The sequence below is a fragment of the Mycoplasmopsis bovigenitalium genome (genome assembly GCF_002356075.1).
Taxonomy (GTDB): domain Bacteria; phylum Bacillota_I; class Bacilli_A; order Mycoplasmatales; family Metamycoplasmataceae; genus Mycoplasmopsis; species Mycoplasmopsis bovigenitalium_A.
In genome coordinates this window covers 87,046-111,382 of sequence record NZ_AP017902.1, presented here as the reverse complement: position 1 = coordinate 111,382, position 24,337 = coordinate 87,046, and the positions used below count along the sequence as shown (strand labels likewise).

Below are 24,337 nucleotides of genomic sequence, written 5' to 3'. Positions count from 1 at the left end.
AGTTTCCTAAATTAAAATATTAAAATGTATAATAAAATAAAGTTTTTTTCAAGGAGCATAATGAAAGAAAAAATCGAGCAACTTACAAACCTAATTAACAAATGAAATTATGAGTATTTCATTGAAAATAACCCTAGTGTTTCTGACCTAGAATATGACAAAAAATTAAAACAACTCGAAGAATTAGAGCAGCAATATCCAGAATTAATTCACCCAAATTCGCCTACAAAAAAAGTTGGTGCAGATAACATTTTCAACACAAAATTTGCAAAATTTACCCATAATAAACCTATGTTATCTTTAGCAAAAGCATATTCATATGATGATATTGAAAAATTTTTGGATAACATCAAAAAAGTTGTTCCCGAAGACAAAATTAACTTTAGTATTGAGCCAAAAATCGATGGTTTATCGATTGCAATTCATTATGAAAATGGTTATTTAACTAAAGCAATAACTAGAGGAGATGGCATTGAGGGTGAAATAGTCACAAGCAATATTATGCAAATTGAATCAATACCAAAAATTATCGATTATAAAAATAATTTAGAAGTCCGTGGCGAAGTGTTTTTACCAAAATCAAAATTTTACCAATTGAATAGAGAAATGAATGAATTGGGATTAAAAAAATTTGCCAACCCTCGAAATGCTGCCTCAGGAACATTGCGTCAATTAAATGAAGAAATAGTTGCTAAGCGCGGCCTAGAAGCATATCTTTATGAATTAGTAGATCCTCAAAATCATGATATTTACACACAAAATGACTCATTAAAATTTCTAGCAAGATTAAATATCCCAACAAATCCTTTACATAAATTAGTTGAAATTGAAGACTTATCAGAAGAAATTGAGAACTTTGCAGAAATTAAAAATACACTCGAGTATGATGCTGATGGCCTAGTAATTAAGTTAAATGACTTAAATTATTGAAAAGCAATGGGCAATACATCAAAATTTCCAAAACACTCAATTGCTTTCAAATATGAAGTTGAATCAGTTAATAGTAAAATTACTAATATTTTGAGTTCAGTTGGCAGAACAGGAAAAATTACATACATAGCGAACATTGAACCAGTCGAATTAAACCAAACAATAGTTCAATATGCAACACTTCATAACTACGATTTTATCAGTAAAATGAATATTAACATTGGCGATGAAGTTTCAATAATTAAAGCTGGTGAAATAATTCCAAAAGTTATTAATTTAGCAGTAAAAAACACATATTCAAAATTTAATAAATTATTAAACTGTCCGAGTTGTAATTCAATTTTAATAGAAAATGAAGGTTTGGTCGATCAGTTTTGTTTGAATTCTAATTGTGATGAAAAAAATATAAACAAAATTTATCATTTTGCTTCAAGAAAAGGAATGAATATTGTTGGCCTTGGTTTGTCAACTGTAAAAGATTTATTCAAAGCTGGTATTATTAAGAAAATTGAGGATATTTACTCACTTGAAGAACACAAAAGTCTTGTATTGAAAATTGAGCGTTTTGGCGAACTCAAATTTAATAATTTGATGAAAAATGTTGAAAAATCAAAACAAAACAGCTTTGATAAAGTGCTGTTTGCACTAGGTATTCAACACCTTGGACAAAGAGCAGCAAAATTAATTTCAAAACAATTTAATAATTTTAAAGAATTATTAGAATGCGAAAATCTAGAGAGCATTCAAAATATTGAAAATATTGGTCCTAAGATAACAATTTCATTAATTGAGTTTATGAAAGATGACGAAAATAGAAAACTTTTATTATTTTTAGATGAAATTTTTGAATACAAAAAACAAAAGAATACATCAAATTCTCGATTAAATAATATTACATTTGTTATAACAGGTAAATTGACGAATTCAAGAGATTATTACACACAAATAATTGAAAATAATGGCGGCATTGTTGCAAGTAGTGTTTCTAAAAAAACTAATTATCTATTGTGCGGAGATGATGCCGGAAGTAAGAAAAACAAAGCAATTGAATTAGGTACAAAAATTATTAATGAAGAAGAATTTATGAAATTAATAAATTAGGAAAAATACTAATGAAATAGTAATTGTATTACAATATTTATATTATAAGGAGGCTTGTTATGAACAAAATTATTATAGCCAATTGAAAAATGAATAAAACATTTGGTGAAAGTGCAGAATGATTGGAAAAATTCAATAAAAAGTTCAAGGAAAAAATTAGAAAAGATAAAACATATAAAGATGCAGTTTATGCCAATGAATTTGGTATTGCAATGCCGCCAATAAATCTTGCAGCCCATGTAGCATTCAACAAAATTGACAAATTAATGTTAGTTGGACAAGATGTTTCTCAATTCCCAGCTGGGCCCTACACTGGCTATATTTCTGCCGAAATGTTGAGTGAATTTGGAATAAAATACGTTATTGTTGGCCACTCTGAAAGAAGAAAATATCACTACGAAACCTCATGTGATGTTAACTTAAAAGCAAAGGCAGCCCTTGAATATAATATAACCCCTCTAATTTGTTTCGGGGAGAGTTTAACCGAATATCAACAAGGAAAATCAAAAGAAGTGGTTAAACAGAAAATCCTTGAATCATCAAAAGATATAGATTTTAGTAAAGTAATCATATCTTATGAACCTATTTGAGCTATGGGAACTGGCCAAAGTGCATCACCAACATTTTTAAAAGATATGGCTGAATACATTCGTTCAATAACAAGCCCAAATACGAAAATAATTTACGGTGGGTCTGTTAATGCTAAAAATATCAAAGACCTAGCAAAAATTCCTGATATTAATGGTTTTTTAATTGGAAATGCAACCTTAGATCTTGATACATTTTTAGAAGTAATAGCGGTTGAATAATTGTGGCATTATTAACATAAAATTTACCTATATATTCAATTTAAATACAAATTTAAATAATAAAAATTTATACTTAAATAAATTAACTAGGAGATATCATGAAAAAGACAATCAAAGATATTCAATTAACAAACAAAAGAGTAATAATTAGAGTCGACTTTAACACTCCAATCAAAAATGGGATAATTCAATCTAACGAGAGAATAGTTGCTGCTCTTGACACAATAAAATATGCTATTGAACAAAATGCAAAAGTTATTTTGCTTTCACATCTAGGAAGAGTTAAAAGTGAAGAAGATAAAATTTCAAAATCACTTTTACCAATCGCAAATGAATTAAGTAGATTATTAAATAAATCAGTATTATTTTCGCCGGTTTCAAGTGGTTCATTACTTGAGCAAGCAGTAAATGAAATGGATTATGGCCGAGTTCTTTTGGTTGAAAACACACGTTTTGAAGACTTAAACGAAAAAGCTGAGAGTAAAAATGCTCCTGAATTAGGCGAAAAATGAGCTTCATTAGCCGATGTATTCATTAATGATGCTTTTGCAACTGCACATAGATCACATGCTTCAAATATCGGAATTTCTTTAAGAGTTAAAGAATCTGGTGTTGGTATGCTTGTAGAAAAAGAATTAAATGCATTTGATACAGCATTTTCAAAAGAAACAAAACCATTTATAGCTATTGTAGGCGGTGCAAAAGTTAAAGACAAAATTTCTTATCTAACAAAACTAAGCCAAAAAGCCGACGAAATTTTAATTGGTGGTGCAATGGCATATACATTTTTAAAAGCAAAAGGATTTGAAATTGCCAATTCATTAGTTGAAAATGACCAAATTGAATTTGCAACTAAACTAATGGCCGAATCTAAAGCAAAATTTATTATCCCTGTAGATAACGCAATGGTAAATAGTTTTGACGATAATATGGCAAGCATTTCTAAAGACGAAAATGTTGAAAAAGGTAAAATGGGTATTGATATTGGACCAAAAACAATTGATTTATACAAAAAACACATTGCAAATGCCAAATTAATTTATTGAAATGGGCCTTTAGGGGTATTTGAAAAAGAATTTGGTGAAGAAGGAACTCGCGCAATTGGTAATGCAATAGTTAGTTCGGGCGCTTACTCAATTATTGGTGGCGGTGACACAATTTCTGCATCAGAAAAATTTGGATTCAAAGACAAAATAACTCACGTATCAACTGGCGGTGGTGCTTCTCAACAATATCTTTTAGATCAAGAACTACCTGCAATAAACGCAATTCAAGACAAGTTATAAAAAAATAGCGCGTGCTATTTTTTTAATGCATTCACATATGCTGAAGATTTAACGCCAACAATCAAAGTTATTGAATCAGAAGAAACAAAAACACCAGTTGCTAACTTATTATCAATTATTGATTTTGAATCAATTAATTGCGAATTTTTAAAGAAAATTTTCAATTTAGAACCAGATGAACTAACATCATTAATATTATCCAATCCACCTATAAAACGAATCAATTCGTCAATTTCTCTTTGGTTAATATCAGCATCTATTTTACCTTGAACAAGATTTTGATGTTTTTTATTAATTCTGTATCAATGCAATCAACAAAAACCTAGTGTAAAAATTGTCAAAATTACTATTTTAAACTTGTCTTTTTTAGTCATGCTTTTATTATACAAATTTTAATATTAAGTATTATAATTTTTAATATTTATATTAAATTCTATAAGGAGAGATATGGGTAAATTACGACTTATAAGCGGAATCAAGCCCACAGGGGACTTAACGTTGGGTAACTATATTGGCGCACTTAAAAATTTTGTTAAATTGCAAAATGATTATGAAGCCTATTATTTTGTTGCTGATTTACACGGATTAACAACGGGAAGTGTTGACCCTAAAGTTAATAAACAAGCAAGAGAAGAAATAGTTGCAATGTATATTGCCTGCGGACTTGACCCTGAGAAAAGTACAATATTTTTTCAATCAGATGTCTATGAACATGCCTTTGCTCAATGATTAATGACTTCAGAAGTCTCTCTTGGAGAACTTTATAGAATGACTCAATATAAAGACAAAGCTCAAAAACTTGAAAAACAAGATAATGGCACTGAAAAAATTCCTGTGGGTTTATTGATGTATCCAATTTTAATGGCTGCAGACATACTAATTTACAATGCAGATGTTGTTCCAGTTGGAGCGGACCAAACACAACACCTTGAACTAACTAGAACAATCGCTGAGCGCTTAAATAAAAGATATAAAACAAAATTTGTATTACCTAAGGGCATTATTCCGCCAGTCGGTGCTAGAATCAAATCATTAAGTAACCCTGAAATTAAAATGTCAAAATCAGACAAATCGTCAAAAGGAACAATTTACTTACATGATGATCCCGAAGTTGCTTACAAGAAAATATTAAAATCAGTTACCGACTCTGAAAATAAGGTATATATTGCTGACCATAAACAAGGAATCGTTAATTTATTGAACATTTATGCGTCTTTAACTGATATGAGTTTAGAGCAAGCGGAAGCAAAATTCAAAGATTCTAACTATTCTGAATTTAAGCAAGCAGTTGCTGAAGTTGTTAAAAATGAGTTGACCAAAATACAAAATAATTACCAAAATGCAAAGTCAAACATTGAAAAAATTATTGAAAAAGGCGCGATAAAAGCAAAGAGTATTTGCCAACCAATAGTTAAAGATTTAGCAACTAAAATGGGTTTTAATTAGGAGACAATATGAAAATACAGGCTGATAAATTACTTAATCATACATGTTCACATTTGCTTGCAGCAGCTATTGAGAGATTGTATCCTAATGTTAAATTAGGATTTGGTCCTGCAACTGATGAGGGTTTTTATTACGATTTTGAATTTGAAAACCCCTTAAGTGATCAAGATTTAAATAAAATTGAAAAATTAATGAAAAAACTTGCTTCAAGAAATCTTGAAACAATACAAATTGACGAAAATCAATATGATTTCAATAATAAACCTTACAAAAAAGAATTATATGATGAACTAAAAGCGCAGGGTCAAGTAGTAACATTTTATGCTTTACAAGACCCATTGAATAAAGAAATAATTTTTAAAGATTTATGTGCTGGCGGACACATTCATTCAACTAAAAATCTTAAACATTTTAAACTTCTTTCATTGGCAGGAGCTTACTGAAGAGGTAACTCTGATAATATTCAACTAACAAGAATATATGGAACAGCTTGAGAAACAAGTGAAAAACTAGAAAGCTATCTTGAACTACTAAAAGATAGAAAAGAAAGAGATCACAGAAAAATCGGTAAAGATCTAAAAATATTCGCAATGCATCAATTAACTGGTCAAGGATTGCCAATTTGACTTGAAGATGGCATGTATATTCACAACGAAATTCGCAACTTAGTGCTAAAAATGGACCGCAAATATGGTTTCACAGAAGTTTTAACGCCACACTTTGGAAATGAAGAGTTGTATAAAACATCAGGGCACTTGGAGCATTACAAAGATGACATGTTTGCACCAATTGTTGTGGAAAAAGAAAGACTAATTCCGCGCCCAATGACCTGTCCACACCACAATATTTGTTATGGTTTAGAAAAAAGATCTTATAGAGACTTGCCAATAAGATATTCAGAACAATCGCAATTGTACCGTTATGAAAAATCCGGCGCATTAACTGGCTTAGAACGTGTTAGAGGAATGCTTTTAACTGAGGGGCACTTGTATGTAAGAGAAGATCAAATTTTTGACGAAATCATTCATATGTACAAACAAATCAGCGAAACTCTTAAAATCTTTAATATTCAAATTAGTTACATATCATTATCATTAAGAGACCCACAAAATAAAGAAAAATACTTTGATGATGAACAAATGTGAGTCAAAAGTGAAACAATGTTAAAAAATGCTCTTGACTCAATGAATGTTCAATATGAAGCAATTCAGGGTGAAGCCGCATTTTACGGCCCAAAAATGGATATTCAAATTCATACAGCATTAGGGCATGAAGTAACAGTTGCAACGATTCAATTGGATTTCTTGCAACCAATGAAATTCAATTTAAAATACACTGATAAAAATGGTGATGATGCAACTCCAGTGATGATTCACCGTGGATTAATTGGAACTTATGAAAGATTTGTTGCAATTTTACTAGAGCAAACCAAAGGGGTTTTACCATTTTGATTAGCACCTAAACAAATTACTGTAATTCCAGTTAATTTAGATGAAAACATTGAATATGCCAAAGAAATTACCAATCAACTATGGTCTCATAATTTCCGTGTTAAACTTGATGATCGTGATGAAAGATTAAACAAAAAAATTCGTGAAGCTCAGATATCTAAATCAAAATTCCAAGTAATTTTGGGCAAAAACGAAAGCGAGAAAGGCCTTGTTTCTTATAGAAAATATGGAGAAGAAACAACCCACACAACAACTTTAAAAGAATTCATATTTATGTTAAATGAATTAAAAGCTAATTATGAATAAAAAGTATTGACCTATTGTTTCAATTCTCTATTGTTCAATTTTATTAGTGATTCCAATGGTTGTAGTTTGGCTTACATCTACAAACGACTTTAATGGACAAAAAATCAATAATTTTTATGCAATATTGTTTATACCAATTGCAATAGGATTTTTTAGTATATCATTAGCAATACTTTTGACCTATTTCAATCTTTTAAAGGTTGATACGTTTAAATATTTAATCCCGCTAACGGTCATTTTTTTAACAATTATACTTAGCTCACTAACAAATTTAAGTATTTTTTGAAGAATGTTTATTACATTAGTTTTAACAATAATTTTTTCATTATTAACCAACTGAATAATTTATATTATCAATGATAAATTAAACCATTTAAAAAAAGCAAAATAACAACACAGCTATCGAATAACTGTGTTTTATTTTTCTAAAATCAATAGAGAAATATAATGCATAATTAGCAATTTATCAATATATATTACAATGTAAATTGTGTATATTTTTACATTTAAAACACACAAAATACAAATGAACTAAGGCTTAGAATATGAATAATATAGCTACACTATTTTAAAATCAATTAACAATTCTAAATAAATGTATTTATTTAAATATCATATTTAATATATCAATATTAAATTTAAATACTAAATGTGCTATTATTTACATATAAGAATAATTGGAGGATTGATGCTTAAAGTTATAACTCACCCGCTTATTTCAATAAAATTAACAAATATGCGTGATAAAAATGCTAATCACTCGGTTTTTAGGTCAAATTTAAACGAAATAACATCTCTAATGGTTTATGAAATAATGCGTGAATACCAAACAAAAGCAAAGGAAATTATTACACCTCTCAATCAAAAATTTGTTGGCGAAACATATGACAAAGAAATTGTCATTGTGCCAGTGTTAAGGGCTGGTTTAGGGATGACTGAAGGATTGCTTGAGTTAATTCCGACAGCTAGAATTGGGCATATTGGTTTATATCGTAATGAAGAAACCTTTAAACCAGAAACATATTTCTACAAAATGCCAAGTGTTGACAAAAATAGTTATGTTATTGTTGTGGATCCAATGCTTGCAACTGGCGCATCTGCAGCTGATGCTATTCAAAAATTAATGGACGATGGTTTTAGTAATATTCAGCTTGTGTGTTTAGTTGGAACTAATGAGGGAGTTAAATACATTCACGAAAGATTTGGTAAAGATTTCAACATTTATCTAGCAGCACTAGATCCGATTTTAAATGATAAAAAATACATTGAACCAGGCCTAGGCGACGCAGGAGACAGAATTTTTGGTACAAAATAATGTATTGAAACAAGCGTATTTCACTGAAGATATCATTAACCGGATTATTGCTTGCGCTAATGATAGTCTTTAATGTTTGAAGTCAATTAATGCCCTTTAATGGTTTTTTAAAATTTAATTTATCTTTAATTTTTACTTTAACAATATTTCAATTCATTGGTTTTAAATGGGGTATATTTAGCCTAATTACATTATTTTTATTCAGTCCCGCATATTCTTCACTCGGTTATGATATTGCTGGATTATTTGGTACATTTATGCAGGTTTTAACTCAATTTATTTTTGTAATGAGTTATCTTCTTTTAAACAAATTATTTTTTAAAAACAAAAATCAAAAAATAAAATGTAAAAATCTTGCCGATTTATTCAAAATTATTTTTGCCATCCTATTGACAACCTTGATTATGGTAACTATAAATATCTTTTTTGCAACTCCATTATTTTTTAAATTATTTAAACTCACAAAATATTACGATTTTATTCATTTTTCAAAAGAATACGGAAAATTTAAAGCATTATTCTTTTTTATTCCAAACTATTATTTAGGAACTTTTGTAACTTATTTTCTTTTTAACATAGCAAATCTTTCAATAAATTCAGTAGTTATATACATATCTAATTACAATATAAATAGAATTACTAAAAATATCTTTTAGGAGGCGTAATGTCAAAATTTAATTACAACCAACACGATGTCGAAATGAAATGACAAAAATATTGAGATGATACTAATTATTCATTACCAAAAGACGATTATTCACTGCCTAAAAAGTATATTTTAAGTATGTTTCCTTATCCTTCTGGAAATATTCATATGGGGCATGTTAGAAATTACTCAATTAGTGATGTTCTTTCTCGTTTTTATCGCAGAAAAGGTTTTAATGTTTTACACCCATTTGGATGAGATGCTTTTGGTTTACCTGCAGAAAATGCTGCAATCAAGAATGGAATTCACCCAAAAACTTGAACATATGAAAACATCAAAAAAATGAACCCACAACTAAAAAGATTGGGTATATCATTTGCGTGAGGGGAACACGAGGTCATCACCTGCGATCCAGAGTACACTAAATGAGAACAAATGTTATTCATTAAAATGTGGGAAAATGGATTTGTATACAGAAAAAAATCACCACTTAATTGATGTGAAAAAGATCAAACAGTTTTAGCTAACGAACAAGTTATTGATGGGTTATGTTGACGTTGTGATGAAAAAGTAGTACAACGTGATATGGAGCAATACTACTTAAAAATCAAGGACTATGCACAAGAATTACAAAATGACCTTGACACACTAAAAAATCATTGACCAGAAAAAGTTTTAATGATGCAAAAAAAGTGAATTGGGTATGAACAGGGCTATAATCTAAAATTTAAAGTTTCAAATAATAATGAATTAATTGATTTTATCAATGTATTTGTAAAAAATATTGATGATTTATCAACCTTTGATTTTCTAGCAATTAGCGCACAACACCCAATAGTAAAAAAACTAATTGAGCTAAATATTTTAAAAGATTACGAAATAGAAAAAATACTTGAAATTCAAAACAAAGCATTGAATAAAGACTTTTCAAACCAACTTGCACATATTCTTGACGTAGATGCATTTGCTGAGTATGGCAAGTCATACAAGATTGTTATAACCGATTTCGCATCAATTGGCGCCACCGATAGAGTTGTTTTAGTTGATGCTCAAAAACTAAAAAGTCATAAAGAATTTTCAATCAAAAATAATATTGAATTTGGTAAAAATAATATAAAAATTACTGTTGATAACTTACAAAAAAGTTCACAAATGAATCTTCGTGATTGAGGGATATCTAGACAAAGATATTGAGGTGCGCCAATCCCAATTATTCATTGTCCAAAATGTGGAATTATTCCTGAATCAGTTGATAATTTACCAGTTTCATTACCTGAAAATGTAGATTTTAATTCACTTGGAAATCCTTTAGCAACAAACAAAGAATGACTTAACACAAAATGTCATAGATGTAATTCAGATGCAACAAGAGAAACCGACACTTTTGATACATTTTTTGAGTCAAGTTGATACTTTTTAAGATACACAGTTCCACCTATTTTACGCAGCAAAGTGGCAATTGAACCAAATTCTGTTAAGTACTGAAATCAAGTTGACGAATATATTGGTGGAGTTGAGCATGCTATATTGCACTTGCTTTACGCTAGATACTTTACAAAAGTATTAGCAACTCTTGGTTATGTTGATTTTAGGGAACCTTTTGCAAATCTACTAACGCAAGGAATGGTTTTAAAAGATGGCTCAAAAATGTCTAAATCAAAAGGCAATACTGTTTCACCAAATGATGCTGTTGCTCAATACAATGCAGATACACTAAGATTATTTATTCTTTTTGCAGCCCCACCTGAAAAAGAACTAGAATGATCAACATCTGGAATTGAAGGAAGCTACAAATTCATTGAAAGACTTATTGAGAAAGCTTCAAAATTATCAGTTGACTTAGATTTTAAAAATATTGACCAATCTGCATTAAATTCAATTGAAAAGCAAGCAAGAAGAAAATTATATTTAGGGTTAAAAAAACAAGAAGACATCTTCAATGATAGAAAAAATAATTATTCATTTAATACCCTAATTGCTTGATGCATGGAAACTATGAATGCATATGATAAAATCGAATCAGACAAACTAAATACTGAGTTCTTTTATGTAATACTTAATATTTTAGAACCATTCATACCTCACTTATCGTGAGAGCTATCTGAAAGATTTTTTTCATTGAAAAATCTGTATGATTTTACAATTGACCAAAAAGCTCTTGAATTAAATGAAGTTACATACGCAATAACTATAAATGGTAAATTACGTGAACAACTTACAATTTCAATTAATCAAACAAACAAAGATGAAATTATTTCGATGGCTAAAAAATTAGTTGCTAGTTGACTAGAAAATAATGAAATTATTAAGGAAATTTATGTGCCTGGCAAAATAATAAACTTTGTAATTAAGCCAAAATAGGGCTTTTTTTAATCAAAACTGAACAAAATTAATAATTTTTAGCAGACTAAGTGTCATTGTGCTAAAATATATTAATAAATAAATCTGGAGGTAATATGAAAGAAAAATTATTGGTGACAAGAATTGGTGATCAAATGCTGCTAAATGCAGTTATTTATGGTCATGAAATAAAACAAATTGATGTTATGCCATATGGTAATGTTTGAACCAAAGAATATTTAGATAGTCTACAAGAAAAATTAGCAAAAAATAAAGACAATAAAAGTTATAAAAATAAGCCAAATTTCGATGAAATTAAAAATTCTGAATCTGAATTTGAATTAATAAACCAAGAAGTTCATGAGTATGTTATGCTTGGTTATCAACTTATTTCCATTGAAGATGTTGAAAATAATACTCAAAAACCAATTTCGCAAGTTAAATTTAAAGAAATTTCAAAAATTGCAACCTATGCAAGAATTCAAAAAATCACTAAAAGATCGGGCGGAATTTATACATTAACATTGGTTGGAATTGGCAGACACTTTATTGAAAAGGCTCTTGATGCAAATGGAGAAAATGCTAAAAATGTTACCGATATTGAAAGTGTAATCACTCATAAATATTCATATGATGCAAGCGTTGAAGATCTTGGAAACGCTTCAATTTTGTTGACACAAATTGATGAAGCGGCAACAGTTTTAGCACAATCTTCAATTTGAGACACCATTCAAATGCAATTAATAAATAATCCATATTATGACGCCAGCGTTAATAATAAATTACCTTCAAAAAATGATTTTATTGACCCTAATGGAGCAAATGTTGTTGACATAATTTCATCATTACTATACTTTACCTATGCTAATAATTGAATTAAATTAGATATTTTTGAACGTAGAAATATTGTTGATCAAATTAGATTAATCATTGATCACATAAGATCATTTTACTTCTTATCTGAATGAAGTCCAAAGCAAGCTCAAGTTTTTAAAAGCCTAGAAATTTTTGACGGAATCGTTGGAGAAGCAATTGAAGAAGGCAAAACCAAAAAACACAGAAAAGATAATTCAGACGTTATTTCTGACGCAATTATTGAAAACGAAATTAATAAAAAAGTTAAAGATAATCTTGATAAACAACAAAGAGAATTCTTACTTAAAGAAAAACTAAGAGCAATAAAAGAATCACTTCAAGAAAACGACCAAGACGCAGACGATGAATCAGAGTACACAAAAATAATTAAAGACAAAAACAAGTCAAAAATGTACCCTGAATCTGTACAAAAACTAATTAAATCTGAAACAAACAAAATGAAATCTATGATGTCAGGCACACCAGATGCCAATATTACCTCATCATATATTAATGTTTTAAAGAGCTTACCTTGAAGAAAAATCGAAGTAGAATCACTTGATATTTCAAAAGCCAGAGAAATTCTTGATAAAAATCATTATGGACTAGGCGAAGTAAAAGAAAGAATTATTGAATATTTATCATTGATAATTAATCACAAAACACGTGCTCTTAAATCAAAAGAAAAATCGCTTTTAGATTTTGACAAAGATTCGCAAATCGATCTAGATTTATTCAAAGAAACTGGTGAAAATTCAAATAAAGTCCAAAAAAACTTCAATAATGTGCCAATATTAACACTTGTTGGTCCTCCAGGAACTGGTAAAACTTCTCTTGCAAGAGCCATTGCTGAAGCATTAAACAAAAGTTATATAAAAATTTCGCTTGGTGGTGTTCATGATGAAAGTGAAATAAGAGGTCACAGAAGAACATATGTTGGTGCAATGCCAGGAAAAATTATTAAAGCAATCCAAAAAACCGGTGTATCAAACCCACTAATTTTATTGGATGAAATTGATAAAATGAGTTCAGATTATAAGGGCGATCCTTCATCAGCGATGTTAGAAGTTCTTGACCCAGAACAAAATACAAAATTCCAAGATAACTACTTAGAACATGAATATGATCTATCTAAAGTTATGTTTATTGCAACTGCAAACTATTATGAAAATATCCCTGCTCCTTTATTAGATCGTGTGGAAATCTTGGAGCTAAATTCATATACAACAAATGAAAAAATTAAAATCGCAAAAGAACATTTAGTTGATACAGCAGCACGCCAAGCGGGATTAAATAAAGAACAATTCAAAATTGAAGATGATGTTATTGAAGTAATTATTAAAAATTACACCGCTGAAGCAGGTGTGCGTTCATTAAAACGTCAATTAGATAAGATAGCTCGTAAAATAGTAGCAAAAATTGTTGCAGGCGAAGATATTAAAGAATTTAATATTGATAAGGAAACTGCAATTAAATTACTTGGTACACCAAAATATGGTGATGAAGAAGACTATAAAAAACCTCAAATTGGAGTAGTTAATGGTTTAGCTTATACATCAATTGGGGGAAGCACATTACAAATTGAGGTTAGTTCATACCCTGCACAAAAGGGTGGGTTTAAACTTACTGGTTCTCTTAAAGATGTTATGAAAGAATCGGCAGCTATCGCTTATTCATATGTAAGATCAAATGCCAAAAAATTCGGAATTGAATTCGATTTCGAGAATAATGAGCTTCACATTCACGTTCCTGAAGGAGCTGTTCCAAAAGATGGACCAAGTGCTGGTATAACTTTCACAACTGCACTTGTTTCAGCGCTAACAAATACACCTGTTTCTCACGAAGTAGCAATGACTGGCGAAATTACATTGCGCGGTAATGTATTGCCAATTGGCGGACTAAAAGAAAAATCATTTGCAGCATTCAAAAAAGGTGTTAAAACAGTATTTATTCCAAAACAAAACCAAAAAAATCTAAATGATATACCAGACGAAGTTAAACAAGCAATTGAATTCATCCCTGTGTCATCATACGATGAAGTATTCGAAAAACTATTCAAAAGAGGTTAATATGAAATACGAAATTAAAGATAATTTATTCAAATCGGTCAATGGTGAGTGATTAGAAAAAACACAAATTCCAAGCGATAGATCTTCTACTGGAGAATTCGCTGAATTAGACATTCGCAATGAAAAAATAGTGGCGAGATTGGCGAAAAGAATTCTAAAAATTAACCAAAATGACAATAATCTTGATACAGATTTAAAGAATTTTGCAGATTTTTATAAATTAACAAGTGACATTGATAAAAGAAACGAACTTGGCCAAAAACCATTACAAAAATACATCGACGAAATACTAAACATCAAAAATTTAACAGAACTAAAATCAAAATATGTTGAATTTTTATACAAAGATTATCCTTTACCAATTGATTTTGGAGTGCAAACAGATTTTCTTGATTCAACATTGCAAACCCTTTATGTAGGAATTGCAAGACATATTTTGCCTGATAAAAGTCACTATGAAAACAAAGAACAAAAAACAAAATTCTTAAAAGTTTTTAAATCAATGGCAAAAAGCATTATTTCAGCATACGTCAAAGACAAAGATCAAGTAAATGAAATAATTAAAAAAGCACTTAAATTTGACGAAATAATTGCTAAATATTCTTTAACTTCACTGCAAAAAGTTCAATACACACAACTTTACAAACCTTATAAATATGACAAAATTGTTAAATCAACTAAAAATTTTGACTTTGATTTTATTGTAAAACAAATAATTGATAAACCCGTCGATGAGCTTGTATTTTCTGATGACAATTTTGCCCAAAACATTGACAAAATATTCAATGAGGGAAATTTTGAACTGATTATTAATTGAATGGCATTACAATTTGCACTTAAATATTCAACATATTTAGATGAAAAAACAAGAGTTAAGGCAACAAAATATAAACTATTTATTTCTGGTCAATCTAAAGCTCAAAACAAAAACAAACACGCGCTAAATTTAGCACTGCACTTCTTTGGTATGCCAGTTGGTGTTTATTATGCTAAAAAAGAACTTGGAGCCAAAGCTAAAAAAGATGTTGAGCGAATGGTTAAACACATGATTCAAATTTACAAAAATAGACTTGAATCAAACACATGATTGTCTAAAAATACAATAGAAAAAGCGCTAAAAAAATTAAGCACACTAGGCGTGCACATTGGTTATCCAACAGAAATTCAACCTTATTACAAGGAATTAAAATCAACAGAATCTCTAATTGAATCAGTATTAAAATTTAACGAGGTTTTAACCAAATACAATTATTCACAATACAAAATGCCAATTAACAAAAATTATTGAGGAATGACTCCAAACCAAGTTAATGCTTACTACCACCCAATGTATAATCACATTGTCTTTCCAGCTGGTATACTTCAAGGAGCTTTCTACAACATTAAACACTCATCATCAGAAAATTATGGTGGAATTGGTGCCGTGATAGCACATGAAATATCACATGCTTTTGATAACAATGGCGCCAACTTTGATGAAAATGGAAATCTAAAAATGTGATGAACACAAGAAGATTTCGAAAAATTTGGTGAAAAAACAAAACAAATGATTCAATTATTTGAAGGTGTCGAAACTGATTTTGGCAAGTGCAATGGTACATTAACAGTTAGTGAAAATATTGCTGATGCTGGAGGATTAAGTTGTGCTCTTGAAGCTGCTAAAATGGAAAGAGATTATAACGCAAGAGACTTCTTTATCAACTGAGCAAGAGTTTGAAAATCAAAATACAAACCAGAAACCGCACAGAGATTACTTGAACAAGATCCACATGCACCTGCTGAATTAAGAGCAAACATACAAGCCGCAAATCGTGAAGAATTTATCGAAGAATTTTCAATAAAAAATGGCGATAAAATGTTTATTCCCGCTGAAAAACGCGTAAAAATTTGATAATTTTTTCTAGCTCAATGAGCTGGTTTTTTAATTTTGAAAATTTGCCTTTTACATTATAATTAAAAAGAATTTTTAATTCAATTTGATATCAAATAAACACACTATTATGGATTCACTTGGGTGTGCCCTTGCGAAAAGGGTGCTAGGTGTTAGAAGTATTAGGAAGAATAACAAACTAAAGGAAAAAAATATATGACAGAAAACAAAGAAGTTTCAACTAAAAAAGTTGAAGAAAAAGAAGTTAAAAACCCTATCGTTTCTAAAGACAAGCTTTTAGAAGCTGGTGCTTACTTTGGTCACAAAGCAAGCCAATGAAACCCTAAAATGAAAGATTATCTATACCCTCAACTAAAAAGAGGTATTCACATAATCAACACAGCAGTTACAGTACAAAGACTTGAATTTGCTTACAATTTATTACACAAATTCGTGTCTAAAAACCCACGTGCTCAATTCATTTTTGTTGGTACAAAAAAACAAGCTAAAGAAACAATAAAAGAAAACGCACTAAGAACAAATAGTTTTTATGTAACAGATAGATGATTGGGTGGAACTTTAACTAACTCATCTACAATTTTCAGTAGAGTTAGAACAATGGAAGAACTTGAAGAAAAAGCACAAAACAACTTCGAGGGATACGTTAAAAAAGAAAAATTAATGTTCCAAAAACAATTAGAAAAACTACAAAAAAACTTAAATGGAATTAGAAAAATGAAAGGTCTACCAACATTCATGATTGTTGCTGACCCTAATGAAGATGAAATTGCTGTTAAAGAAGCACGTAAAAAAGGTGTTAAAGTTATCGCAATTTTAGACTCAAATTCAAACCCAGATGCAGTTGATTTTGGTATCCCTGCAAACGATGACTTTGCAAAAAGCATTAACTTAATTATCACAATTTTAGCTGATGCTATTACAACCGCAAGAGGCGGAAAAGCTAAATATGCATACAGACCAGACTCAGAAGTTGAATTACCTAAATTTGAATCAGACCAAAAACAATTCGTAAAAAGATACGAAAGACCATTCACAAAAAGAACTGAAGAAACAGTAAAAGAAACTTCAAAATCTGAAGAAAAAGGAGAATAATAATGAATCAATTAGCTCTTATTAAAACAGTGCGTGAACGCACTGGTGGTGGAATGATTGACGTTAAAAAAGCTCTAGAAGCTTCAGACTGAGACGTTGAAAAAGCAATTACTTGACTAAAAAGCAATGGTAAAATAAAAGCTGCTAAAAAAGCTGGTCGTGTTTCTGCTGAAGGACTAGTTTCAATTGCTCAAAAAGACAATAAAGCAGTGATGCTAGAAGTTAACTCTGAAACTGATTTCGTTGCTCAAAATGAAGACTTTAAAAAATTAGTTCAAAGATTTACAACAATTTTGTTAAATTCAAATGCAGCTTCTCTTGAAGAATTTATGCAAACTAAAGACGGCAACGAAACTGTTGAAACAATTTTAGAAGATGCTACAGCAACAATTGGTGAAAAACTATCTATTCGTCGTTTTGAAGTATTCACTGCTTCAGAAGGTGAAAAAATTGGAGCTTTTGCTCACGTTAATGGCCAAATCGCTGCTCTAGTTAAAGTAAAAGGTTCAAATGATGAAGTTGCAAGAAATGTTGCAATGCACTTAGCAGCAATGAAACCTGAATTCATTTTTGTTGAGGAAGTACCAACAGAAAGAATTGAAACATTCAAAGCTGAATTTGTGAAACCTGCCGGTTTTGAAAATAAACCTGAAAAAATCCAAACTGCAATTCTAGAAGGTTCATTAAACAAAAAACTAGCTGAAGTTGTTTTAGTTAAACAAGGCTTCATGATGGAAGAAAGCGTTTCAATCGAAAAATACCTAGCAAACCACGGATTAGAACTATTAAAAGCAATTCGTTACGGCGTTGGAGAAGGTATTGAAAAACAACAAGACGATTTTGCTGCAGAAGTAGCAGCACAAATCCAAAAAGCTTCTCAATAATAATCAATATCCCTTATGGGATATTTTTTTTATATTTTGTGCTGCGAACTATTTGGACTCATATATTTATGCCGAAAACTATAAAGATCAATAATAAAATACTTATTAACATTTAGCTATTTACCAATTCAATTAAAAAATGAATATATACGACAAATTTGTGAATAACTAAAAAGTAAAAAAATAGCAAAATATGGATAAATAAAAAAATATCATAATACTGTGGAAAATAAAGAAATGTTAGTTACATTGCCGGTTTTAAAGCCAATAAAATTAAAAAACGACTTTATAAACAAAATAAAAGGAGGTAGTTTAAAGTCGGATGTTATTGTATTAGTGGCAGAAGATGGCGAATATGTATTTTTTATCGAATGTGTAAAGGAGTTAAAAGATGGATATAATGACAAGGACATATTGCCTTTCAGCATTGATGAAGGAGTCTTGAAAAGTGGAAAATTTGAAAAAATCAATCTTGCAAAAGGTATTAAATTATCAAAAATTTTTAAAATCAAATATGATGAAATCATTGGCAAATTAGATGAAATAGACAAAATTGATTCATTGCCATTTTTGGGTATTAATGACCAAATTAAATTAGTTGATAAATTAACCACAAAATTGCAAGATACTTTAGATTTACCAAAATTAATTGTTATTCAAAAATCACAAAAAACACAAAACACTAGCTCTCAGACGGCATAAAAAAACTCCCAGCGGAGTTTATTTTATGCTTTTTAAAATATCAGGCATCACTGTAAAACTCTGTGCGTCAGGACCTGTATGAATCGCAACACATGATGAATTGAGTTTTATATCGTCGAATAAAATTTTATTTTCAGCAAAAAAGTCATATGATAATTTATTGAAATCTTTATCAATACCATTAATGTTATAAATTTTATAATCATTTTGAATATCTATAGTTTTCGCATCTGCTTTGTCTGCTAATTTATTTAGAATTTGCTTTAATGATCCTTTTAAACCACGACCAATACCCCCAGTACTTGTGCCGTTTTGGTCAAATTTAATATAAGGGCATAAATTAATTTTCGAAAGTGCAGATAGTAAGAATTTTTTAAATGAACTAACTCTCCCGCCCTTAATTACATAGTTTATGTCTCTTGGGATAATGTATGTAACTGATCTAGATTCAATATCTTTAATTGATTTTATCAATTTGTCAATATCTTGAAATTTTTCAAAGTGAATTTTTGCATATTTTGCAATATCAAGCATTTGCTGACCAACAAAAGATGTGTCAACAACATGTAAATTAGGGTAAACATCTTTAAAATTAAGCGCAGCGCTATATGTTGATGATAAAAATGAAGAAATAGGCAGAAAAATAACATAATCATATTTTTTACAAAATTGTTCAAACACTTTTTCGAAAGTAGACAAGAAAGGCAATGATGTTTTTAAATTATTTGACTTAGCAATCAAATCAAGCATTTCGTAACGATCTTTATCAACACCATCCAATAGAGATTCGCCATCTATTTCAGCAATTAGAGGTATAAATCCTAAATCTAGTGAAGAAGCATCTTTTTCAGATATACATGAAAAAGAGTCTAAAATAATTCCGATATTTTTGCTCATAATTTCTCCTCTTGTTAAAGTGTGTATTGGTTATTGTAATTATAGTTTATGTTTAATCTTTCTATTTGTTCCTTATTAATATTTTTTGGTAAGTTTTCTCAAATAATAATTGGTTTAGTTTTCTTACTTATATTTGAAACAAAATTAAACAAGTGAACAAATTTCTCTGTTTTTTCATTTATATTTTCTGTTAAATTCGATGCAATAACAAAGTATTTGATTTTTGATCGTAATATAAATTCAATTAATTTAGGTGTTATTTCATTTACATATATTCCAAAATTTAATTTTAGATTAGTTATCAAAACATCATTAAGAAGGTCAATATCAAGATATTTAGCTTGCGGTCTAATAATGAAAAGTACATTATCAAAATCGTATTCTTTATTATATTTTCATAAATTATATTCAGTTGTATGCAATAATATTTTTTTACTTTTATCATGCAAACTATATTGAAATAGGTTAATCTTATGAAAAAACTCTGATTTGTAAAAATCAAAATTCAATATCAAATTTAAATCATCCGAATCGATACCAGCAACCTTGCCTAAGACTATTGAGGAGCTTGAAGATGAACTATCATTTTTTAGTTTTTTAATATGTGAAAACTCATTAATAAAACTTGATGACTTAATTTTGTTGTTGAAATCTTCAATTTTTATTGAAAAATTTTGTTGTTCTATATCTAAATTATCTATGTTAATTAGAAAACACGATTGTTGATTTGGTTTAGATAACTTATTTAGACTAAAATAATAAATTTTATTGAAATTTTCCAATGAATTTGGATATGTTGAACTTAAAAAAATAACAGGGGAAAATTGCAATGCTTTTTCAAAACTATTATTATAGTTAGAAATTTTGTTTTTAATTTTGTTAACGGTAAAACTGCTAATTTTTTCTTTATAAATCAGAAAGATTAATGCACCATATCTAAGTTTGATTCATTTTGATTGGTCCAAATTCAAAATTTTAATAATTTTTTCAATTTGAGATGAATCACTTGTTGTTGATACATTAGTTAATTTCAATGGAAAGACAATTGAATGAAAGTTATTTTTAGCATTTGCTTCAATAATGGGAACTGGATCAGTTAAAATATCATAGCTTAGCGATTTTTTCTTTCTTTCTTCATAGCGCTTTAATGATATATAGAATGAATTGTCTTCATTCTTTCCATAAATTCTTATGAATAATTTGTCTTTTTTTAATTTTTTAATGAAAAATAGTGACCTTATTAATTTTTCTTTTTTTGAAAGATTTAGTGTGCCAGATAAACTATATCTTTTGTGAAATGTATTATTTTCAATAATTTTTTCAATCTCAGAGGCAGTTTTTTTGTCAAAAAGAGATAAAAAATCATTTATTTTATAAAACTTATTTTTAGAAACTTTTTGAGTTGAAAAATTCAGTGATAATGAGGAACTAAGGTCGTCTTCACTAACCTTCATTACTCATTTTTCATTACTATCTAATTTAAAAACAGCAATAAATCTATTAGATTTAAGACTAATAACGTGCATTATTGAACCTGAAATTAATAGCAAAAATGACAAAAATAGTATGAATAATACTACAACTAATGAGATTATTTCTTCCATTAATTATCCATTTCTTCTCGCAACAAACGAATTGATGGGTGATTTTTAGATAAAGTTTTTTCGGTAGAACTGCCTGCAAACAGAACAACTATTGTATCCCCATTAACCTCCAGAACCGTTCCTTCTCCAAAATGCGTGTGTGAAATTATATCTCCAGTAACCATTGATCGATTTAGTTCTTTTATTTGTTTTTGATTTGTTAAATCATCTAGATTTGTTGAAATTGACCCTTTTTGTAGGATATATTTATTTATATCAATGCCAGTTTCTTTTATAAATCTTGAAGGTTTTTTATCAATATGAGTACCTATTAATGTTCCTCTAGAGTCAGAAATAAACAATCTATGTTTAGCACGTGTAATTGCAACATAAGCTAACCTGCGTTCTTCTTCAATGTGTTCTTCTCTTTGTTTTTCTAATGATTTTCTTGTTGGAAAAACATTTTCTGACATCCCAACAAGAAAAACATTGTCAAATTCCAATCCTTTTGCCGAGTGCACAGTCATTAATGTTACATAATTTGTTGAATTATCTGTTTCATCTGTTGCAGATGCTAAAGAAACAAATTCTAGATAGTCCTTAATAGTTTTACTTGGATTATTTTCTTCTCATGTTTTAATTGACCTAATAAGTTCGTAAAGATTGTCTTTTCCAGTTCCTTTAAGAGCAACATCATTATTTATGTAGTCAAAATAGCCAATTTTTGCAAGAAACTTTTCAAGAACTACATGAATGTTATTTGATTTTAGAGCTGCACGATGATAATTAACAGCATTAATTAAATCAACAAGATTTTTCTTGACTTCTTTTGTAACAGGTAATTCTCTTAAATATTTATTTATTGTTTTTCAAAGATTTAAGTTCTTTTCTTCAGCGAATTTTTCCAACGCAAGTAGTGTTTGAGTTCCAATTTTGCGCGCAGGTGTGTTAATTATGCGTGAAAGTGCTAAATCAAGTCCATCATATATTAATCTTAAATATGAAAGAGCATCTTTTACTTCTTTGCGTTGATAGAATTTTAGTCCATTGAAAATTTTGTGATTAATGTTTTCTTTGATTAATTCTTCTTCAATTGCTCGTGAATAATAAGTTGAACGATAAAAAATTGCTATGTTTTTAAGTTGAATTTTTTGTTTTTTAAGTTTATTGATGTTCTGAACTATTCAACGCGCCTCAGCCTCATTGCTAAATGCATGTGAATATTGAATATCATCACCTTGTTCATTGCTAGTAATTAAATCTTTATGAAAACGATTTTTGTTGTGTTTTATTAAATTGTTTGCTGCGTCAAGAATTTTTTGTGTTGAACGATAGTTTTCATTTAGAATAATTGTTTTTGTATCTTTATAATCTTTATCAAAATTCAAAATTAAATTTACGTCCGCACCTCTTCAAGTATAAATTGTTTGGTCAGGGTCGCCAACAATTGTCAATTGTGTTGAAGGGGTAGTCAAAAATTTAACAATATCATACATAATTCTTGATGTGTCTTGAAATTCATCAACCATAATGTAAGAATATTTTTTAGCTCACAAGTTCGCTATTTCAGGATTGTTTGAGAATAATTCATGAACTTTTACTAACAAATCATCAAAATCAAGGCTATTCTGCTCAAGTAAATGTTTGTTATATTTGCTAAATACTACTCCAACTAATTTGTTAGCTTCTAATTGATCTGGAAATTCTTCATTTAATTCATTTACTAGGTCGTTTTCATTTAATGATTTATTTTTTGCAAGGGAAATATATGTCAAAATTTCGCTGATATTTGAGTCAATATTATCAATATCCTCGCCATTACTCATTGATTTTAAAATGTTTTTAATAATTGAGCGTTGGTCTGTAGCGTCAATTATTTGAAAATCATTATCAAGATTTAGATGTATAGCTTCTTTTCTAAGTATTCTAGAACAAAGAGTATGAAAAGTTGAAACCTGAGATTTTTCAATATTATTTTGTGTATATTGAATGATACGTTGTGTCATCTCATTTGCTGCTTTATTTGTAAATGTAAGGGCTAATATTTGGCTAGGTGCAATACCTAAAATGTTGATAAGATAAGCAATTTTACGAGTTAAAACACGTGTTTTTCCTGATCCTGCACCAGCGATTATTCGTAAAGGGCCATCAAAATATAAAAGAGCCTCTTTTTGTTCTGTATTTAATTCGGACATAATTAAATCTAATTTACTTGCCATGATTCTCCTTTATAAAAATTATCTCTGATGGTTTAACAATGTAAGGAACTAATTTAAATGAACTCATTTTTTCTGTCAGTGTGAAATGATTGATCAATACAATGCGGTAATTAAATACTCTTTCATATAAGCTTAGTTTATTTTTGGAAATAAATATAAGCATATAGTTTAATAAATTTATTAATGTTCAAAGACTAATAATCGATGAAATTAGCCTTGTTAAAAATTTAATGTTTCACGATTGCTCATTTATATTATTTACTAAATTTTGCAAATTAGTAATTTCACCAGGCTTAATAAAACATAGAAACAAAAAAGTTAATAGTGCATAAAATCAAAATGAAGGAAATGCATTTTTGAATAACTGAGCAAAATAATTTTTATTTTTTGTTTGTAAAACTTGTAACCTAGTTAAAAAAATGCCAATTGACCTTAAATCAAATATTCAAGGAAAAATAATAAATAAAATAAAACAAACAACTAAATTAATTGCTAAGAACAAATATCATTTGCTC

At 29.0% G+C, this 24,337-nt stretch carries 17 protein-coding genes and 1 pseudogene; 14 read left to right on the top strand and 4 right to left on the bottom strand.

The genetic code is table 4. From position 1 onward, the window contains the following. Nucleotides 1-60: 60 nt before the first annotated feature. From ligA to MBVG596_RS00380, 3 genes are all read left to right on the top strand, one after another. A complete protein-coding gene (gene ligA / locus MBVG596_RS00390; protein WP_225247173.1) occupies nucleotides 61-2,031 on the top strand; it encodes an NAD-dependent DNA ligase LigA in 1,971 nt (656 codons plus the stop codon). A 59-nt stretch (nucleotides 2,032-2,090) separates the two neighbouring features. Beyond that, a complete protein-coding gene (gene tpiA, locus MBVG596_RS00385; protein ID WP_096385501.1) occupies nucleotides 2,091-2,840 on the top strand; it encodes a triose-phosphate isomerase in 750 nt (249 codons plus the stop codon). A gap of 98 nt (nucleotides 2,841-2,938) precedes the next feature. After that, nucleotides 2,939-4,126, top strand: a complete 1,188-nt coding sequence (locus tag MBVG596_RS00380) for a phosphoglycerate kinase (RefSeq protein ID WP_096385498.1) — start codon at nucleotides 2,939-2,941, stop codon at nucleotides 4,124-4,126. Between the two features lie 14 nt (nucleotides 4,127-4,140). Here MBVG596_RS00380 and MBVG596_RS00375 read toward each other — a convergent pair whose 3' ends face one another. Further along, nucleotides 4,141-4,500 carry a hypothetical protein gene (locus tag MBVG596_RS00375; RefSeq protein ID WP_096385495.1) on the bottom strand — a complete coding sequence of 120 codons (360 nt, stop codon included), beginning with the start codon at nucleotides 4,498-4,500 and terminating at the stop codon, nucleotides 4,141-4,143. Nucleotides 4,501-4,573: 73 nt separating this feature from the next. On the opposite strand from MBVG596_RS00375, the gene trpS reads away from it, so the two are divergent. The 11 genes and pseudogenes from trpS (at nucleotide 4,574) to MBVG596_RS00320 (ending at nucleotide 19,123) form a co-directional block, all read left to right on the top strand. Then, nucleotides 4,574-5,572 carry a tryptophan--tRNA ligase gene (gene trpS / locus MBVG596_RS00370; protein WP_004419426.1) on the top strand — a complete coding sequence of 333 codons (999 nt, stop codon included), beginning with the start codon at nucleotides 4,574-4,576 and terminating at the stop codon, nucleotides 5,570-5,572. A gap of 8 nt (nucleotides 5,573-5,580) precedes the next feature. Further along, the gene (gene thrS / locus MBVG596_RS00365; RefSeq protein ID WP_096385492.1) at nucleotides 5,581-7,329 is read left to right on the top strand and encodes a threonine--tRNA ligase; all 1,749 of its coding nucleotides are present in this window, start codon (nucleotides 5,581-5,583) and stop codon (nucleotides 7,327-7,329) included. Next, nucleotides 7,322-7,720, top strand: a complete 399-nt coding sequence (locus MBVG596_RS00360) for an MAG3450 family membrane protein (RefSeq protein ID WP_096385489.1) — start codon at nucleotides 7,322-7,324, stop codon at nucleotides 7,718-7,720. Before thrS ends, MBVG596_RS00360 begins: the two co-directional genes overlap by 8 nt. Before the next feature lie 297 nt (nucleotides 7,721-8,017). After that, nucleotides 8,018-8,644 carry a uracil phosphoribosyltransferase gene (upp, locus tag MBVG596_RS00355; RefSeq protein ID WP_096385486.1) on the top strand — a complete coding sequence of 209 codons (627 nt, stop codon included), beginning with the start codon at nucleotides 8,018-8,020 and terminating at the stop codon, nucleotides 8,642-8,644. Beyond that, nucleotides 8,644-9,300 (top strand): MPN527 family putative ECF transporter permease subunit, encoded by a 657-nt coding sequence (locus MBVG596_RS00350; protein ID WP_096385483.1) that lies wholly within the window; start codon nucleotides 8,644-8,646, stop codon nucleotides 9,298-9,300. The genes upp and MBVG596_RS00350 overlap by 1 nt, the downstream gene beginning before the upstream one ends. Before the next feature lie 8 nt (nucleotides 9,301-9,308). After that, nucleotides 9,309-11,651: a class I tRNA ligase family protein gene (locus MBVG596_RS00345; protein WP_096385480.1), complete on the top strand. Its 2,343-nt coding sequence runs from the start codon at nucleotides 9,309-9,311 to the stop codon at nucleotides 11,649-11,651. A 1,004-nt stretch (nucleotides 11,652-12,655) separates the two neighbouring features. After that, nucleotides 12,656-14,554, top strand: a pseudogene (gene lon / locus MBVG596_RS00340) (endopeptidase La); the annotation flags it as partial. A gap of 1 nt (nucleotide 14,555) precedes the next feature. Beyond that, on the top strand, nucleotides 14,556-16,448 hold the full coding sequence (locus MBVG596_RS00335) for a M13 family metallopeptidase (protein ID WP_096385474.1): 1,893 nt from the start codon (nucleotides 14,556-14,558) through the stop codon (nucleotides 16,446-16,448). 192 nt (nucleotides 16,449-16,640) lie between these two features. Beyond that, nucleotides 16,641-17,537 carry a 30S ribosomal protein S2 gene (gene rpsB / locus MBVG596_RS00330; protein WP_096385471.1) on the top strand — a complete coding sequence of 299 codons (897 nt, stop codon included), beginning with the start codon at nucleotides 16,641-16,643 and terminating at the stop codon, nucleotides 17,535-17,537. Next, nucleotides 17,534-18,421 carry a translation elongation factor Ts gene (gene tsf / locus MBVG596_RS00325; protein ID WP_172412435.1) on the top strand — a complete coding sequence of 296 codons (888 nt, stop codon included), beginning with the start codon at nucleotides 17,534-17,536 and terminating at the stop codon, nucleotides 18,419-18,421. Before rpsB ends, tsf begins: the two co-directional genes overlap by 4 nt. 222 nt (nucleotides 18,422-18,643) lie before the next feature. Further along, entirely contained in the window at nucleotides 18,644-19,123 is a 480-nt protein-coding gene (locus MBVG596_RS00320; RefSeq protein WP_148664000.1) for a hypothetical protein, read from the top strand. A gap of 18 nt (nucleotides 19,124-19,141) precedes the next feature. Here MBVG596_RS00320 and MBVG596_RS00315 read toward each other — a convergent pair whose 3' ends face one another. From MBVG596_RS00315 to MBVG596_RS00305, 3 genes are read right to left on the bottom strand one after another with little or no spacing between them, the layout of a single operon-like run. Continuing rightward, a complete protein-coding gene (locus MBVG596_RS00315) occupies nucleotides 19,142-20,020 on the bottom strand; it encodes a DegV family protein (protein ID WP_096385463.1) in 879 nt (292 codons plus the stop codon). Nucleotides 20,021-20,034: 14 nt separating this feature from the next. Continuing rightward, nucleotides 20,035-21,624, bottom strand: a complete 1,590-nt coding sequence (locus MBVG596_RS00310; protein WP_096385460.1) for an MHO_4530 family protein — start codon at nucleotides 21,622-21,624, stop codon at nucleotides 20,035-20,037. Continuing rightward, entirely contained in the window at nucleotides 21,624-23,822 is a 2,199-nt protein-coding gene (locus MBVG596_RS00305) for an ATP-dependent helicase (RefSeq protein WP_096385457.1), read from the bottom strand. The genes MBVG596_RS00310 and MBVG596_RS00305 overlap by 1 nt, the downstream gene beginning before the upstream one ends. Between the last annotated feature and the right edge of the window lie 515 nt (nucleotides 23,823-24,337).